Genomic DNA, 17,209 nt, shown 5'->3' with positions numbered 1-17,209 from the left:
TCGACCTACCAAATGAAAGGGGAGTGGAAAAGTTTTTCTGAATAATCGCAGATAAGTCAGAAATAGTTCGGCGTCCGGTGATCGACGTCCACTGTTTTTCGAAGACGGTCTCAGGCCGACCCGAACTCCGCGATGTCGAGGCGCTCGAGCGTCTCCGGCGTGGGTTCGCCCTCGTCCGACCACCCGCGCAGCTCGTAGTACTCGGTCAGCATCGTCTCGAACGCCGCCTCGGTGATCCGGTTGCCGTCGGCCGGCCCGCCCCGCTCCAGGGGCCGTTTCATCCGTTCGGGGAGGTCGTCGTCCGAGCGATCGAAGCCCTCGCGGACGTTGAACAACCGGGCGAGGTTCCAGGCGCGTTCGCCGACGATCTCGAGGCCGCCGCCGTCGACGTCGTAACCGAGCGCGTTCAGCCATTCCGCGACCCGCTCGTAGTTGTACGCGGTGAAGTCGCAGGTGACCATGCTGTAGGTGAGCGCGCGCTCGTCCTGTTCCTCGACGACGACCTCGGCGTGGCCCTCGGTGTCGTACGGGTCCCGCTCGCCGCCCATCGCGTCGGAACCGATCGGCCAGGCGCGCTGGTGGCACGCGCCGCGGTCGGAGGTCGCGTACGCGAGCGCCATGCCGAACGAGGCGCGGGGCTCGTACGCCGGCAGCTCCATGCCCTTGACCTCGACGGCGGCCTCCCGGGTGCGCGGATCGCCGTTGCAGAGCCGCTCGGCCGCGACGGCGGTCCCCTCCGCGAGCGCGTCGCCGATCCCCTCGCGGTGGGCGATTTCCTCGATCAGGCCGGCCGCCGTCGTCGCGTCGCCCCAGTCGATGTCGTACTCGAGCAGCCCTGCCTCGACGCACTCCATCACCCACGAGAGGACGTTCCCGAGCGAGATGGTGTCCATCCCGAGCGTGTCCGCGCGCATTGCGAGTTCGGTCACGGCGGTGACGTCGGTGATGTCCGTGTTCGCGCCCATCAGGCCGATCGTCTCGTACTCCGGCCCCCAGTCGACGCTCGCGTCCTCGAACGCGCCGTCGACGTCCGACCCGGAGAAGTCGGTGACGTGGCCGCAGGCGACCGGGCAGCTGTAGCAGGAGTCGGTGCCGACGTGGCCGGCCGAGAACGCCTCGATGTTGAGGTCGTCACCGTCCTCGAGCCGGCCGCGCGTCCAGTTGTGCGTCGGGAGCGCGCCGATCTCCTGGGTCCAGTCGACGACGAGCTGGGTACCGCCATTTCTCGCCCAGGCCACCTCGTCGCTCGTTCCGAGGCGCTGGGTGTGCTCGACCCGGAGCTCGGCGACGTCGGGCGCTTCCGGCGGGCCGTCCGCCGAGGCGACGACCGCCTTGAGGTTTTTGCTCCCCATGACGGCCCCGACGCCGCCGCGGCCGGCGTGGTGGGTCCCCGCGTCGCTCGAGATCGTCGCGTATCGGACCAGGTTCTCGCCCGCGGGGCCGATGGCGGCCGTCTTCGTCGTTTTGTCGTCGAACCGCTCGGCCGTCTCCTTCGTGTCGAGCCCCCACAGGTCCGTGGCATCCTCGAACGTCACCGTTCCGTCGTCGATGCGGAGCGCGACAGGTTCGTCAGCTTTTCCCTCGAAGATGACCCCGAGGTAGCCCGGCAGCGCCCACCGGAGCATCGTCGGGAAGTGGCCGCCGGAGTAGGAGTCGACGAACGCGCCCGTCAGCGGCGACTTCGTGACCACGGCGTACCGCGAGGTCCCCGGTGCGAAGCCGGTCAGCGGTCCGAGCATGAAACAAAGCCGGTTCTCGGGCCCGAGCGGATCCGTCCCTGGATCGAGCTCGTCGAGCAACAACGCCGCGCCGAGCCCCTTCCCGGAGATGAACCGGTGACGGTAGGATTCCGGGACGGTCTCGGTTTCTACGGTCCGGTCGGGGAGGTTCACCCGAAGGAGGTACCGCAGTTCCTGTGCTTCCCGCGCCTGGTAGCCGCTCCCTGTCATACCGTATCAACCCTTGCCCTCGAAGAACATATACTTAACCGAAAATCGTCCGGACTTAACGGGCCTATAATGAAATATCTTCGCCGATAACGAACCGGTGTCAGTGTTCGCCCGTTACTCGGTCAGGACGACCGCGTTCTCGCGCGACCAGCCGACGCGGATCGTCTCGCCCGTCGATCGGTAGACGCCCTGGTCGCGGATCTGCATGTCGACCGTGAGTTGGTGGCCGTTCTCGAGTTGGACGACGAACTTTCCGAGGTTCCCCTTGTAAATCTCGTCGATCACCTCTCCCTGGAACTCGTTGTCCTGCCCTCGGGCCTCGTCGCCGAGGCGGATCTTCTCCGGACGGATCGAGAACGCGACGGTCCCGCCGTCAACCTCCGGGTCGTCCGGGACGGCGAACGTGAGCCCGTCGGCCTCGATGATCGAACCTTCGTCGGTGGTACGGTAGTCTCCCCGAACGATATTCGACTCTCCGATGAAACCAGCGACGAACTTCGTCCGCGGCTCCTCGTAGATCTCGGTCGCCGTCCCGAACTGCTCGACCCGTCCCTCGTTCATCACCGCGATCCGATCGCTCATCGTCAGCGCCTCCTCCTGGTCGTGGGTTACGTAGACGAACGTGATCCCGAGCTCCTCCTGGAGGTTCTTCAGCTCGACCTGCATGTTCTTTCGGAGCTTGAGGTCGAGCGCTCCGAGGGGTTCGTCGAGCAGCATGACCGCTGGCTCGGTCACGAGCGCCCGGGCGAGGGCGACCCGCTGTTGCTGGCCGCCCGAGAGCTCGCTGACCGCCCGGTCTTCGTACCCGGGCATTTCGATCAACTCGAGCGCGTTCGAGACCCTGGCTTGGATCTCCTCGCGACCGTGTCGGCCGAACAGGCTCCCGAGCGTCCCGCGAACGCCGCTCGATTGGCTGACCGTCCCTCCGTCGGTCGCCGCTTCGTCGGGGATTCCGTTCATCTTCAGTCCGAAGGCGACGTTCTCGCCGACGGTCATGTGCGGGAACAGTGCGTAGCTCTGAAACACCATGCTCGTGTCGCGTTCGAACGGCGGGACGTCGTTGACCCGCCGGTCGCGGACGTAGACGTCCCCCTCCGTCGGCGTCTCGAACCCGGCGATACAGCGGAGCGTGGTGGTCTTGCCGCAGCCGCTCGGACCGAGCAACGTGAGAAACTGTCCGCGCTCGACCGACAGCGAGACGTCGTCGACCGCGGTGACGTCGTCGAAGCGTTTCGTCACGTGCTCGAGTCTGACGTCGATGTCTGTCATCGTGTTCAGGCGTTTTGGATCTCGGTCCAGGCCTCGTCGTACATCGTCGTCGCGTCGCCGATGTTCTCGATGTACTCGAGTCGTTCCATCGTCTCGTCGTCGGGGTAGATCGACTCGTCCTCGAGGATCTCCTCCGAGATGTGCTCTTCGGCGGCCTCGTTGGGACTGCCGTAATAGGTGTAGTTGGTGATCTCCGCGCCGTTTTCGGCGTCGAGGAAGTGATCGATGAATACGTGGGCGGCGTTGGGGCTCTGGGCCTCCGCGGAGACGACCGCGGTGTCGACCCAGACGACGCCGCCTTCTTCCGGGATGGCGTAGTTGACCGGCGAGGATTCGTCCTCGTCGTCGTAGGTCTCCCAGAGCGCGGCGAAGACGTCGCCTGACCAGCCGTGAACCGGACTGTTCTCCTCGTTGATCAGGCTCGTCTTGAAGTTGGACGAGTCGTAGGTCGCGAGGAGGTCCTTCTGCTCGATCAGCAGGTCTTTGGCTTCCTCGACCTCGCTTTCCTCGGTCGTGTTCAGCGAGTAGCCGAGGGACTTTAGCGCGGCGCCGATCGTCTCTCGCATGTCGTCGAGCATCGTCATCTGTCCCTCGAACTCCTCGTCCCACATCGTCTCCCACGACGTGACCTCGATCTCGCCGGTCACCTCCTCGTTCCAGCCGATGCCGGAGGTCCCCCACTGGTAGGGGACCGAGTAGCGCTCGTCGCCCGGATCGTAGGGCGCTTCCTCGAACTGGTCCGCGAGGTTCCCGAAGTTCTCGAGGCTGTCGACGTCGAGGGGGCTGATCATGTCCTGCTCGTGCATGACGTTCACCATGTAATCGCTGGGGAACAGCAGGTCGTACTGGTCGAGGTCGCCCCCTCGGAGCTTGTTGAACATCTCCTCGTTCGACGAGTAGTTCGAGACGTTCACGTCGACGTCGTACTCGTCTTCGAACCCTTGGACGAAGCCGTCGGGCCAGTAGTCGCCCCACTGGAAGATGTTGAGCGATTCTTCGAGTTCGCCGTCGGCGCTCCCGCGAGTGCCGCCGTCACCGTCGTCACCACCGCCGAGACAGCCCCCGAGGCTGGCCACCCCGATCGCCGCTCCGGTCGTTTTCAGGAACGTTCGTCGGCTGCTAGATGTATCGTGCGTGTGCATCTCAATCACCCGTCTCTTTTCGTCATGATGCAGGTGATATTGATAAGAGTTTTGGTAAAGAGGGTTATTAGCCAAAAGATTTCTCACCAGGTCGGTCCCTCGACCCACTGGGCGAGGCCGACGAGCGCGAGCGTCACCACGAGGATGAGCGTCGCGACGACGTTCACCCCCGGCGAGATGCCCTGTCTCACCATCGAAAAGAAGAAAATGGGGAGGGTGTTCTCGTTTCCGATGACGAAGAACGTGACCACGAAATCGTCGAAGCTCATGGCGAACGCCAGCAGGGCGCCGGCGATGATCCCCGGCTTGATCGCCGGTAAGGTCACGTGGCGGAACGTCTGCAGTTCGTTCGCGCCGAGGTCCTTCGCCGCCTCCTCGAGCGTTCGGTCGAACCGCTGGAGCCTGGCGGCGACGACGACGGCGACGAAGCTGATGTCGAAGGCGACGTGGGCGATGATCGCCGAACGGACGCCGGTCCCGAACCCGATCATGTTGAAGAAGATCAAGAGCGAGATCCCCATCACGATGCTCGGGATGATGATCGGCATGTAGATGGCCCCGACGACTGCGCTCTTACCGGGGAAGTCGTACCGATCGAGGGCGAACGCGAGCATGGTACCGAAGACGACGCTGATGACGACCGTGGCGACGGCGATCTCGAGGGAGTGAGAGAGCGCGGTCATCGCCTCGCCGGGGTTGACGCGAGCGACCGTCTCGCCTCGAAGGAGCGCCTCGTACCACTCCGTCGTGAAACCCTGCCAGACGACAGCATAGCGCGAGTCGTTGAACGAGAGCGCGATCACCACGGCGATAGGGACGTAGAGGAACAGGTAGACGAGAAACGCCTGGAACGCCAGCGCCACCGACCCCCTCTCGAAGAGCCGCGACCGCACTCGGCGAAGGCGACTCGTCGACGGGGATCCGTTCGCGCGGCTCATGCGAGGTCGCCACCCCCGTAGCGCTGGTAGAGGACGATCGAACCCAGCATGACGGCCATCAGCACGAACGATCCGGCGGCGCCGAGCGGCCAGTTACCCGCCGAGCCGAACTGATCGGCGATGAAGTTCCCGATCATCTGGCTACTCGGCCCGCCGAGCAGCTCCGGGATTACGTAGGCGCCGGTGCTCGGGATGAACACCAGTATACACCCGGCCACGACGCCCGGCATCGACAGCGGGAAGATCACCTGCCGGAACGCCTGGTACCGGTCCGCGCCGAGGTCCAACGCCGCCTCCTGGAGGGTGAAGTCGATCTGCTCGATACTCGTGTACACCGGAAGGATCATGAACGGGAGCCAGATGTACGTCAGGCCGAGGAAGACGGCAAAATGCGTGTTCATGAGCGACTGGCCGGTCTCGTAGAACGGCAACACGCCGAGGGCGGTCGTCAGCACGCCGTTAGACGACAGCAGGATCTGTATCGCGTACACCCTGACGAGGAACGACGCCCAGAACGGGAGGATCACCAGCACGAGCAGCAGGTTCCGGTGGCGGGCAGGTGCGATGCGACCAATGTAGTACGCCGTCGGATAGCCGACGACGAACGAGACGGCCGTCGCGATCACGCCGTACGCGATGCTCTTGACCGTCAGCTGGACGTACGGCGTCGGTTGGCCCGCGGCGAGTTCGAACTCGAGCGGGATCGCGGTCTCGACGAGCCAGGCGACGGTGTACCAGACGGCCTCGAGCGCGGTCGCGTCGGACGGGACGAAAAACTGCCGGTACTGGTGGAGACCGACGTGTTCTAAGCCGACGAGCACCTCGCCGAACGCCCCGCGCTGGCCGAGGCTATAGTAGAACATCACCCCGAGCGGGACGAGGAAGAACACCGTCAGCCAGACCGCCGCCGGTGCGACGTTCACGAAAAACCCCGTCCACCGGTTGCGCCTGACGGCTCGGAAGATCCTCCAGCGGTCGGTCGATCGTCCGTCGGCACTGTGTTCGGTTGCCATGTGTGGTCTTCTCGTAGTCCCTCCCGCCCGGCGGCAAAATATGTTTCGACTAAACCCTCACCAACCAACTATTTTCCACTTTGACCCCCCTATTTGGCAAACATTATGCTGATGAACGCGTAACAACGGATGTGAAGTAATCGTGAAGGTATTGAAATACGTCGACTGCGTACGTTGCGAAACATGAACACGAACCTGGACGACGTCGATCTGAAGATCCTGAAGATCCTCCAGGCCGACGGCCGAACGGCGCTGTCGGAGATCGCTCGACGACTCGACATGGGAACCGCGACGATCCACGAGCGGGTGAACACCCTCGAGTCGGAGGGGTACATCCGGGAGTACCGCGCGGTGCTCGACCCGGAACTGCTGGGCGTGAACCTCGTCGCGTTCGTGCGCGTGAGCGCGGACTCCGCCCGCTTCTCCGAGGTCGCCGAACGGCTGGCCGAGGAGCCGGACGTCCAGGAGATCCACGAGGTGACCGGCGACGCCGACCTCCTCCTCAAGGTGCGCGTGAGTGAACGGGACGGCCTCACGGACCTGATCCACCGGATCGGTACCTACGACGGCGTCGTCGAACTGTCGACCGACGTCGCGCTCCGAAACGTGAAAGAAGAGCACGCGCTCAACCTCCCGTCGGGGACCTGAAATGTGGGATCTAGAACCGTCGATCCGAACGGACATCGGTCGGCTCGAGCGTGCGCTCGTTCACTGCCCCGGGGCGGAGGTCAACAGCGTCGTCGATCCGGACGCGTGGAACTGGGACGGGCTGCCTCGACAGAAGAAGGTCGCTGAGGAACACGCAGCCCTCGTCGACGTGCTCGAGGAGCACGGGGTGACGATCGACTACCTCGGCGAGGTTTCGGAGGCGTTCGCCGAGTCGATGTTCGTCCGCGACGTGGCGTTCGCGATGGAGGGCGGCGTCTGCATCGGCAAAATGGTCGAGGAAACCCGCCGTGGCGAGGAGCGACGGCTCACCGAGCGGTTCGTCGAACTCGGCGCGCCGATCTACCACTCGGTCCACGGTCCGGGCGGGTTCGAAGCGGGGAATCTCGTCTGGATCGACGAGGATACGGTGGCGATCGGTCGCTCGCGGACGACGAACGCCGAGGGGATCCGACAGGTGCGGACGCTCTTCGAGACCTACGACGTAGACGTCGTCGAGGTACCGATCTTCGGGAGCACTGAGAGCACGGGGCAGACCCACCTCACGCTCGTGTTCTCGATGATCGAATCCGACCTGGCGCTCGCGTACCCGCAGGCGATCCCGAACGAGTTCCTCGAACTCCTCGACGACCGTGGCGTCGAGGTGATCGAGGTGCCGATGCGAGAGCAGCGAAACCGGGCGGTGAGCACCGTCGTGCTCGAACCGGAGACGATCCTGTTGCCGTCCGGGAACCCGGTCGTCCGGGGCGAACTCGACGACCGCGGATTCGACGTGATCGAACTGTCGATCAAGGAGACGAGAAAAGCCGGTGGTGGACTGAAAGGGCTGGTCCTGCCGCTCGAGCGCGCGCCGCCCGAGTGAGTGTGATTTACGCGTACATCCGCCCCTAACCGTACTACTTTCGGAATTAGTGCCTATCTACCAAAGATTTATTTCCACTACCTGCGTCGTTCAGAGCGATGAGTCTTGGTGACGAGGAACACGAGCACGATCACTCGGAACTGTTGTGCAGTCGAACGCCCGAGAGTGAACGGTTCCACGAGCGAGCCGCGAAGACGACGCCCCTGGGCGTCGAGTCAAACGTCCGGGCGTTCGATCCGTACCCGTTCTACGTCGATGAGGCCCACGGGTCGTACGTTTACGACGTCGACGAGAACGAGTACCTCGACTTCCTGCTGGCGCTGGGGCCGATCATCCTGGGTCACGGCCACCCCGAAGTTCGGGAGGCGGTGAAAGCCCAGGTCGACAAGTGCGACCTCACGGCGACGCCCCAGCCGGTCGCGATCGAATTCATGGAGAAGGTCCGCGACCTCACCCCCAGCATCGAGATGGTCCGACTGGCCAACAGCGGGACGGAGGCGACGATGCACGCGCTGCGCGTCGCGCGCTCGTACACCGGTCGAGACAAGATCGCCAAGCCTGAGGGGGGCTACGCCGGCGCGCACGACTACGCGCTCCAGAGCGTCTACGCCAGCGAGGAGGCGCTCGGACCGGCGGACCGGCCCAACACCGTCTCCTACGGCACCGGCATTCCCGACGTCGTGAGCGACACCGTCGTCGCCTTCCCGTTCAACGACGAGGAGGCGACCGAGGCGATCCTGCGCGAGGAGGCAGACGACCTCGCGGCGGTCATCATCGAACCCGTCATGTTCTCCTGTGGCTGTCTCAAGCCCCGCGACGGCTACCACGAGTTCCTCCGAGAGTTGACCGAGGAGCTGGGAATCGTCCTTATCTGGGACGAGGTGATGACCGGCTTCCGCCTCGGCCTCGGCAGCGCCCAGGAGCGCTTCGACGTCACCCCCGACATGACCACCTTCGCGAAGGTCGCCGGCGGCGGTTACCAGACCGGCGGCTTCGGCGGGAGAGCCGAGATCATGCGCGAGATCGAACCGCCGGAGAAGAAAGAGTCGGAGAAGTGGCACGCCTCCGCCTTCCACGGCGGCACCTACAATGGCCACCCGGTCTCGGCGGCAGCGGGGCTGAAGACCCTCGAAATCCTCGAACGAGATGACGTGTACGAGCACATCGAGCGGCTGGCCGAGCGACTCTTCACGGGGCTGCAGGAGGTGGCCGACGACGTCGGCGTCCCCGCGAACGTCCAGCACGTCGGCTCGATGGGGCAGGTGTACATGACCGACGCGGACGTTCACTACTACCGCGACAGCTGGAAGGCCAACGAGGAGCAGTTCGCCGACTGGTGGCTCGAAGCCGCGGGCCGGGGCGTCCTCTTCGGCAACCCCATGCAGGGCGAACGGTTCTTCACCACCTACACGCACACCGACGAGGAGATCGATCGCGCCCTCGAGGTCGCCGAGGAGGCGTTCAGGGCGGTCGAACACCCCTACGACGACTGATCCGCGCGTGAAATCGATCCGTACCGACGTCGTCGTCGTCGGTGGCGGCGTCGTCGGCTGCGCGACGGCGCGCGAGCTCGCCCCCGACTACGACGTGACGCTGTTCGAACGCGACGCCCTCGCGGGCGGGGCGACCGGCCGCGCCGCCGGGGAGGTGACGATGGTCCCCTCCTACACCGACTTCTCGTCGATCGGCAGCTACGCCACCGACTTCTTCCGGTCGTACGACGGTACCGGCTCGTTCGCGTTCCACGAGGTCGAGAGCCTCGAGTTCGTGACGCCTGATGTCGAGGCGGTCGCCCGCCGGCGCGTCGATCGGCTCGCCGGTGACGGCGTCGACGTCTCGTTCCTCGAGCCGGACGAACTCGAGCGGGCGTATCCTCGCGTCGATGCGAGCCGGTACGCGGGGGCGGTCCGCCACGAGGAGACCGGTTGCCTCGACCCGTACACGCTGACGACGACGCTCGCGGCCGACGCGGTCGACGAAGGGGCAACGATCGAGACCGAGACCGCCGTCGACGGGCTGTGCCTCGAGGACGGTCGCGTCGTCGGCGTGGAGACCGACGCGGGGACGGTCCGCGCCCGGCACGTCGTCGTGGCGGCCGGCTGGCGGACCGAGCGGTTCCTCCGGGAGCACGTCCGGCTTCCCGTGCGCCCGTACCGGACGCAGTGCGTGGTCCTCCGGCCGGAGTCGCCGCTGCCGACATCGTTCCCGATGGGGTGGATCCCCGGCGAACACGTCTACTTTCGACGGGAGCGCAACGGCGATCTGCTGGTCGGCGGCTGGTCCTTCGCGACCGACGATCCCGAGTACGCGAGCCGGTCAGCCGACGAGGACTTCCGGACCCACGTCGCGAACCTGCTGCCGACCGTCTTCCGGCGCATGGACCGCGCGCGCTACGTCGACGGCTGGGCAGGCGTCGACGGCGCGACCCCCGACACGCGCCCGATCGTCGACGCGCCGATCGACGCGCTGGACGGTCTGATCGTCGCGACCGGGTTTCACGGACGCGGGGTGATGACCGCCCCCGTCGCCGCGCGAGCGATCCGCGGGCGCATCGCCGACGACCCGCCGCCGTTCTCGACCGCACCCTTCGAGCTCGAGCGCTTCGATGACCGTTCGCGCGAATTCGAGTTCGTCAGCATCAGCGACGGCGGCGATGTCGAGTGAGACCGGACTGGTAGACACGCGTAGGCGTACCACAGGCGCGTCGGTGCGATCGCGATCGATGTCGGCGCCGTCGGCGCCCGAGGCGATGAGCGCGAAGCCGCCGGCGATCTCTGCGCCGGCCGACGCGACGCCGTCGAGCGTCCGTTTCTGGGTCTCGCACGCACACTGCACGCCGAAATTGCTCACCAGTGCAGACTCGAGCGTGATTCCGTCGGTCGAGCCCGTCGAACGACTCGTCCGAGACGATCAACTTCGATCGGTGGGACCGCTAGTTCACCAAGAAGTCCGGTTCCGTCCGCTTCTCCGCGCGCTCGGCCTCGAGGTGCGATTTGAACTCGTCGATCTCGACGTCGTACTCCTGCTCTTCGAAGCGGTCGCGCACCGAGATGGTGCCGTCCTCCTCCTCGTCGTCGCCGACGATGAGCTGGTAGGGGACGCGGTCGTCGTGGGCCGCGCGGATCTTCCGCTGCAGCGTGGCGTCCCGGTCGTCCACCTCGACGCGGAAGTCGTCGAAGGCGTCGGCGACCTCGCGGGCGTACTCGAGGTTCGAATCCGAGATGGGAAGCACGCGCAGTTGCTCGGGCGCGAGCCAGAGCGGGAAGTTGCCCTCGTAGTGCTCGATGAGCATCATGAAGAACCGCTCGTAGCTGCCGTAGAGCGCGCGGTGGATCATGACCGGGCGGTGTTCCTCGTTGTCCTCGCCGACGTAGGTGAGGTCGAACCGCTCGGGCATGTTGAAGTCCAGTTGTACGGTGGGGCCGTCCCAGTGGCGCCCGATGGCGTCCTCGAAGGAGTAGTCGATCTTCGGGCCGTAGAACGCGCCGTCGCCCTCCTCCAGATCGTACTCCATGTCCCGATTCTCGAGCACCGACTCGAGTTGCGATTCGGCGCGCTCCCAGATCTCGTCGGAGCCGACGGACTTCTCTGGGCGGGTGGCGAGGGCGACCTCGTACTCGAGGTCGAACGTCGAGAGGACCTCGTCGATGGCGTCCATGATCGCCTCGACCTCGGCTTCGATCTGGTCCGGGCGGACGAACAGGTGGCCGTCGTCGATCGTGAAGGCCCAGACCCGCGAGAGGCCCGAGAGTTCGCCGCGCTGTTCCTTGCGGTAGACCTTCCCATCTTCAGCGTACCGGATCGGGAGGTCCCGGTAGCTCCAGGAGTGGTCGTCGAAGATGGTCGCGTGACCGGGGCAGTTCATCGGCTTCAGGCCGAACTCGTCGTCGCCGAGTTCGAAGACGAACATGTCGTCCTGGTAGTTCTCGTAGTGGCCCGACTTCTGCCAGAGGTCCGTCTTGAACAGGTGGGGCGTCTCGACGTAATCGTACCCCGCCTCCTCGTTGAGTTCGGTGACGAAGCCCGACAGCTCGTTCAGGATCGTCTTCCCCGGCGGGTGGTAGAGCGGGAGGCCCGGCCCCGTCACGTCCTGGATCGAGAAGAGGTCCATCTCGCGGCCGATCTTGCGGTGGTCGCGTTCTGCGGCCTCCTCGCGGCGCTCGAGGAACTCCTCCAAGTCGCTCTCGTCCTCGAAAGCCGTCCCGTAGATCCGGGTCTGCATCGGGTTCTCCTCGTCGCCGCGCCAGTAGGCGCCGGCGATCTCGAGCAGCTTCACGGCGCCGATCTCGCCCGTCGAGTCGACGTGCGGGCCGGCACAGAGGTCCTCCCACTCGCCCTGACCGTAGAACGTGACGGTGTCGCCCTCCTCGGCGAACTCCTCGAGCAGTTCCAGCTTGTAGGGCTCGTCGCGCTCCTCGAGGCGCTCGCGGGCGTCCTCGATCGAGACCTCCTCGCGCTCGATGTCGTAGTCGGCCTCGACGATCTCCTCGATCTCGTCCTCGAGCGCGAGGAGGTCGTCCTCGTCGACCTCGAGGTCGTCGAAGTCGTAGTAGAAGCCCTCGTCCGTCGGCGGCCCGATGGCGAGTTTCACGTCGTCGAAGTGACGCTCGACCGCCTGGGCGAGGCAGTGGGCCGCCGAGTGGCGCATCACGTCGAGGTACTCGTCGGACCCGTCAGTGACGATCTCGAGCTTCGCGCCGTCGTAGACCTGCTCCTCCTTGGCGACGAGGTCGCCGTCGAGTTTGCCCGCGACCGTGTCCCGGCCGAGGCCGGGGCCGATCTCGTAGGCGCAGTCCTCGACCGTCGCGTCGGCGTCGACCTCGAGTTCGGAGCCGTCGGGGAGGACGACCGCGATCCGTTCTACCTGTGATTCTGATTCTGATTCTGACATGGATTATGAATGTGCGTGTGACTGTGGGTGTGGTGGAGATCCCGCTGGCGTTTCCGTGTCCGCGACCGCCGATACCGTCCGCTGGCCGATCAGTTCCGACACAACGTACGGTAGGTGGGAGTTAAAAGCGGGCGAACGCCCCTGTAAAGCGGACACCTACCATCGTGATAACGCGTAGTCTCGACCGCGATAAAAACGTTGTGATGAGCGCGGAACCGCTCGAGCGTCCGACCCGTACTGACGACGGTTGCGTTCGGTTACTCGCGGTCGGCCAGCAACTCGCTCGCGGTCACCAGCGCCTCCATCTCGAGGCCCGCTGCCTCGACGTTCTCGCGGCCGCCCTCCTCGCGGTCGACCACGACGAGCGCCCGTTCGACCGTCGCGCCGGCCTCGCGCAGGGCTTCGACGGCGTCGACGAGGCTCGTTCCGGTCGTCACGATGTCCTCGAGGACGACGACCTCCTCGCCCTCCTCGAGGCGGCCTTCGATCAGGTTCCCGGTGCCGTACTCCTTGCGCTGCTTGCGCGCGATGACGTACGGGGCGCCCGCGGCGACGCTCGTCGCGGCGGCGAGGGGGACGGCCCCGAGGGCGACGCCCGCGAGTTTGTCGCCCTCCTCGAGGTGCTCGGCGAACGCCTCGGCGATCAGTTCTAAACAGCGGGGATCGGTCTCGAAGAGGTACTTGTCGACGTAGTACTCGCTCGTTCCCCCGTGGGAGAGTTCGAACTCCCCGAAGCGGACGGCGTCGGCCTCCCGAAGGGCGTCGATGAGGTCCTGGTTCACCATTGCTCGAGAGAGCGCACCGCGTCGAAATAAGCGGTGTGGAACGTCTTCGACCGTCCGGAGCGGCCGATCGAAAAACGCGGTCATGCTGGCGTGATCACTGCGACGCTCTCACGCTACCTCGAGACGGCCGGGATGTTCGGGATCACCGTCTCGAGTTTCGGTACCTCCGTTCCCGTTCGTCCACGCGAACGCGTCGCTCCGGTGGTCGAGAATCTTCCGCGGAGCGTACATTTTTATCGTTCACGTGCGAGCACGGTAGTTAATGACACCGACGCGTGCTGACGAACCGCACCCGGACGTGCAGGCGTTCCTCGAACTGTACGAATCGCTCGATACGCTCTCGTTTCAGGAGGTTACAGCCCGGGAGGCCCGCGAGATGTTCGAGCAGATGCGGGTCTCCGGCGAGTCCGACGTCGAACTCGAGTCCGTCGAGGATCGGACGATCGACGGTCCCAACGGCGAGGTGCCGATCCGGATCTACGAACCCGGGACCGAGGGCGACGCCGGTGAGGGTCGGCCCCTCGTTCTCTACTTCCACGGCGGCGGCTGGGTCATCGGCAGCATCGAGACTCACGACAACGCCTGTCGGAAGCTGGCGGACGAGACGGGCTACCCCGTCGTCAGCGTGGACTACGGCCTCGCGCCCGAACACCCGTTCCCCGAGGGGCTGTACGACTGCTACGCCTCCCTCGAGTGGGCCGCCGAGGCGGCGTCCAAGCTGAACGCCGACCCCGACCGGATCGTGCTCGCGGGCGACAGCGCAGGCGGAAACCTGGCGGCGGCGACGTCCCTGCTGGCCCGCGACCGGGGCGGTCCCGAGGTCGCCTACCAGTTGCTGGTCTACCCGGGAACTGGCGACGTCACGCGGACGGACGCCTACGAGGAGAACGGCGTGGGTTACTTCCTGACGGCCGACGACATGGCGTGGTTCCGCGGCCACTACTTCGAGCGCGAGATCGATCAGGGCAACGTCTACGCGATGCCCCGACTCGCCCACGACCTTTCGGGGTTGCCGCCGGCGACGGTCATCACGGCCGGCTTCGATCCCCTCCGGGACGACGGGGCGACATACGCCGAGCGCCTCGAGGAGGCGGGCGTTTCCGTCAGCTACCACCACTACGAGGACATGATCCACGGCTTCTTCAACATGGTCGCGGAGCCGTTGAACCTCGAGGCGGCCCACGAGGCTTACGACGCGGCGGTCGCCGACCTCGAGGCGGCGCTCGAGTAGCGGTTTGGAGCGATTCGAGAACTGGGATCGTCACGCCGCAAACGGCCGCCGACCGATCGCGACGGCTACCAGGGTTCGTTCTTCAACCCGAGTTCGTAGGCGATCACGTTCGTCACGACGTGGAGGACCGGCGTGAGCACGACGACGACGAGGATCACCTCCCACGCGAACCACTCGAGGAACCACTCGGTGGCGACGAGCGCCGTCAGGGGGAGCGAGACGACGACGAAGTCGAGCTGGTCGACGCCGGGGAACATCGCGCCGCGCCGGCGGCCGGTTCGGCGCTTGAGAAACGACGCGGTGATGTCGCCGAGCATCGCCCCCGCCGCCAGGGCGATCGCCGCCGGAAGCGTGAACTCGGGGACCGCGAACCCCACGGCGTCGCTCACGGCGGGTGCGGCGACCGTCAGCAGGCCCGCGAGGGCGAGTCCCGCCGCGATACCGGCGGCCGTCCCCCGCCAGGTCTTTCCGTCCCCGAGGACGCGCTTGTCGCCCCACGTCCGGCCGCCGTCGATGGGTCGGCCGCCCCCGGCGAGCACCGCCGCGTTATTGGGGACGTAGGCGGGCAACATCGCCCAGAACGCGATCACGACTGTCTCGAGTACTGCCATATCCGCCGCGAGGGGCCGGCACGCCTTAACCGGTGGTGGTTTGCCGTTTCTCGTCGCCGCACCCGGTGACCGGTCGAAATCGCCGGTCCGACGACGCGATTCCGAACGGAGAACCCGAGAGATCGGCTGGAGCACGAACGTCCATTAGGGAAGAGTGACATTCCATCAGTATGGTCCCGCCAGTCGCCAGCCGGTTCGTCGCGGGGACGACGCCGGCCGAAGCCCTCGAGCGCGCCCGCCGGTTGAACGAGCGAAACGTGAAGGCGATCGTCAACCTGCTCGGCGAACACTACGACGATCGGCCGCCTGTGGCCGCCGACGTCGCCGAATACCGGACGCTCGTCGAGGACATCGCCACCTCGAGGCTCGAGGCGTGCATCTCGGTCAAGCCGACCCAGCTCGGCCTCGGACTGGGGGCGGACGTCTTCCGGCGGGAACTGGCCGACGTCGCGGCCGCGGCGGCCGACCACGACGTCTTCTGCTGGATCGACATGGAGGACCACACGACGACCGACGCGACGCTCGAGGGGTTCGAGGAGGTGGCTCGCGCTCACGACGGCGGCGTCGGGGTCTGCCTCCAGGCGAACCTGAAGCGCACGCGCGAGGACGTCGAGCGGCTGGCGGACGCGCCGGGCAAGATCCGACTCGTGAAAGGCGCCTACGACGAGCCGGCGTCGATCGCCTACAGGGACCACACTGAGGTGAACCGCGCCTACGAGGAGCTGCTCGAGTACGCGTTCGAGCGGTACGACGGCGGCATCGCGGTGGGAAGCCACGATCCGGCGATGATCGACCGCGCCCGCTCGCTGCACGAGGAGTACGGGACCGACTTCGAGATTCAGATGTTGATGGGCGTGCGAGAGGACGCCCAGTACGACCTCGCCGAGGAGTACGACGTCTGGCAGTACGTCCCCTACGGCGGTCGCTGGCTCTCCTACTTCGCCAGGCGCGTCGCCGAGCGAAAGGAGAACGCCCTGTTCGCCGCTCGAGCCGTCCTCGGTCGGTGATGCCGACGCGGCCGCGGATCGGTCCGCCGGCCCGTCGGGAGCGCGAAAAGGAAAGGGCTCATAATGCCCTAGTGTGAGATTCCGTACATGGCTTCGTGGAAGCGGGACTTCGCGAGCGGGCTGGTCGTTCTCGGCCCGATCCTCGTCACCCTCTACGTGATCTACTGGCTCTACGGGATCATCGCCGGCATCACCCCCGGACTCATCCTCGAGCAGGAGGCGCTGCGGCCGCTCATCCCGGGCAGCAGCGAGCAGGCCGAACAGTTCCGAACCCAGGTGGCCCAGCTGCTGCGGGTCGTGGTCGCGCTGGCCGTCTTCACGATTCTCACGTTCTCGGTGGGCTACCTCATGCGAACCACGATCGGCGGCCTCGCCGAGCGACTCGTCGACGACGTCGCCAACCGCGTTCCCGTCATGCGCGTCGTCTACAACGCCTCGAAGATGGCCGCCGAGACCGCCTTCGGCGAGCAGGAGTCGCTCCAGAAACCCGTCAAGATCGAGACCTGGGAGGGGTTACGGATGACCGCGTTTAAGACGGGGAAAACCACCGACGACGGACGCGAAGTGCTGTTCCTCCCGACGTCGCCGAACATCACCACCGGGTACGTCGTCGAGGTCGAACCCGAGGACATCTCGGAACTGGACGAGGACGTCGAGGACGCCCTCACCCGCGTCCTGAGCGGCGGATTCGGCGAGGCGAAGCAAAAACACGGCATGGATGCCGGCGTCCCCATCGACGTCGTCGACGAGGCGAAGGCCGATTCGAAGCGCGCGGACGACGACTGACGACCGCATCCCTCACGTCCACGTCAGCCTTCTCGTGCGGTTCGACCGGCCCCACGAAT

General features: G+C 65.9%; 15 protein-coding genes. 7 read left to right on the top strand and 8 right to left on the bottom strand.

Annotation, left to right across the window (positions count from 1 at the left end; all coding sequences use genetic code 11):
* Window positions 1-110: 110 nt before the first annotated feature.
* From RJT68_RS13760 to RJT68_RS13740, 5 genes are all read right to left on the bottom strand, one after another.
* Window positions 111-1,949, bottom strand: coding sequence for an aldehyde ferredoxin oxidoreductase family protein (locus RJT68_RS13760; RefSeq protein WP_407037132.1), 1,839 nt, complete (start codon window positions 1,947-1,949; stop codon window positions 111-113).
* 114 nt (window positions 1,950-2,063) lie between these two features.
* Window positions 2,064-3,218: an ABC transporter ATP-binding protein gene (locus RJT68_RS13755; RefSeq protein WP_407037131.1), complete on the bottom strand. Its 1,155-nt coding sequence runs from the start codon at window positions 3,216-3,218 to the stop codon at window positions 2,064-2,066.
* Window positions 3,219-3,223: 5 nt separating this feature from the next.
* Entirely contained in the window at window positions 3,224-4,360 is a 1,137-nt protein-coding gene (locus RJT68_RS13750; protein WP_407037130.1) for an ABC transporter substrate-binding protein, read from the bottom strand.
* 83 nt (window positions 4,361-4,443) lie between these two features.
* Window positions 4,444-5,298, bottom strand: coding sequence for an ABC transporter permease (locus tag RJT68_RS13745; RefSeq protein WP_407037129.1), 855 nt, complete (start codon window positions 5,296-5,298; stop codon window positions 4,444-4,446).
* Window positions 5,295-6,311, bottom strand: a complete 1,017-nt coding sequence (locus tag RJT68_RS13740) for an ABC transporter permease (RefSeq protein WP_407037128.1) — start codon at window positions 6,309-6,311, stop codon at window positions 5,295-5,297. Before RJT68_RS13740 ends, RJT68_RS13745 begins: the two co-directional genes overlap by 4 nt.
* 183 nt (window positions 6,312-6,494) lie before the next feature.
* Here RJT68_RS13740 and RJT68_RS13735 point away from each other — a divergent pair, with 183 nt between their 5' ends.
* The 4 genes from RJT68_RS13735 (at window position 6,495) to RJT68_RS13720 (ending at window position 10,503) form a co-directional block, all read left to right on the top strand.
* On the top strand, window positions 6,495-6,959 hold the full coding sequence (locus tag RJT68_RS13735) for an Lrp/AsnC family transcriptional regulator (protein WP_407037127.1): 465 nt from the start codon (window positions 6,495-6,497) through the stop codon (window positions 6,957-6,959).
* 1 nt (window position 6,960) lies between these two features.
* On the top strand, window positions 6,961-7,839 hold the full coding sequence (locus RJT68_RS13730; protein ID WP_407037126.1) for a dimethylarginine dimethylaminohydrolase family protein: 879 nt from the start codon (window positions 6,961-6,963) through the stop codon (window positions 7,837-7,839).
* Between the two features lie 98 nt (window positions 7,840-7,937).
* The gene (locus RJT68_RS13725) at window positions 7,938-9,332 is read left to right on the top strand and encodes an aspartate aminotransferase family protein (protein WP_407037125.1); all 1,395 of its coding nucleotides are present in this window, start codon (window positions 7,938-7,940) and stop codon (window positions 9,330-9,332) included.
* 7 nt (window positions 9,333-9,339) lie between these two features.
* Entirely contained in the window at window positions 9,340-10,503 is a 1,164-nt protein-coding gene (locus RJT68_RS13720) for an NAD(P)/FAD-dependent oxidoreductase (protein ID WP_407037124.1), read from the top strand.
* Window positions 10,504-10,771: 268 nt separating this feature from the next.
* Here RJT68_RS13720 and thrS read toward each other — a convergent pair whose 3' ends face one another.
* Window positions 10,772-12,730: a threonine--tRNA ligase gene (gene thrS, locus RJT68_RS13715; protein WP_407037123.1), complete on the bottom strand. Its 1,959-nt coding sequence runs from the start codon at window positions 12,728-12,730 to the stop codon at window positions 10,772-10,774.
* Window positions 12,731-12,987: 257 nt separating this feature from the next.
* Window positions 12,988-13,515, bottom strand: coding sequence for an orotate phosphoribosyltransferase (gene pyrE, locus RJT68_RS13710; protein WP_407037122.1), 528 nt, complete (start codon window positions 13,513-13,515; stop codon window positions 12,988-12,990).
* Between the two features lie 262 nt (window positions 13,516-13,777).
* On the opposite strand from pyrE, the gene RJT68_RS13705 reads away from it, so the two are divergent.
* Window positions 13,778-14,746 carry an alpha/beta hydrolase gene (locus RJT68_RS13705; RefSeq protein WP_407037121.1) on the top strand — a complete coding sequence of 323 codons (969 nt, stop codon included), beginning with the start codon at window positions 13,778-13,780 and terminating at the stop codon, window positions 14,744-14,746.
* A 65-nt stretch (window positions 14,747-14,811) separates the two neighbouring features.
* On the opposite strand, the gene RJT68_RS13700 is transcribed toward RJT68_RS13705, so the two are convergent.
* On the bottom strand, window positions 14,812-15,357 hold the full coding sequence (locus RJT68_RS13700) for a CDP-2,3-bis-(O-geranylgeranyl)-sn-glycerol synthase (protein ID WP_407037120.1): 546 nt from the start codon (window positions 15,355-15,357) through the stop codon (window positions 14,812-14,814).
* Window positions 15,358-15,527: 170 nt separating this feature from the next.
* Between RJT68_RS13700 and RJT68_RS13695 the strand changes: the two genes are divergently transcribed.
* Window positions 15,528-16,364, top strand: a complete 837-nt coding sequence (locus RJT68_RS13695; protein ID WP_407037119.1) for a proline dehydrogenase family protein — start codon at window positions 15,528-15,530, stop codon at window positions 16,362-16,364.
* Window positions 16,365-16,451: 87 nt separating this feature from the next.
* Window positions 16,452-17,150, top strand: a complete 699-nt coding sequence (locus tag RJT68_RS13690; protein ID WP_407037118.1) for a DUF502 domain-containing protein — start codon at window positions 16,452-16,454, stop codon at window positions 17,148-17,150.
* Window positions 17,151-17,209: the final 59 nt, after the last annotated feature.

This window comes from Halovalidus salilacus, from assembly GCF_031852275.1.
GTDB lineage: Archaea > Halobacteriota > Halobacteria > Halobacteriales > Natrialbaceae > Halovalidus > Halovalidus salilacus.
Note: the sequence above shows the minus strand (reverse complement) of the source record. Positions and strands in the feature narration are given on the sequence as shown.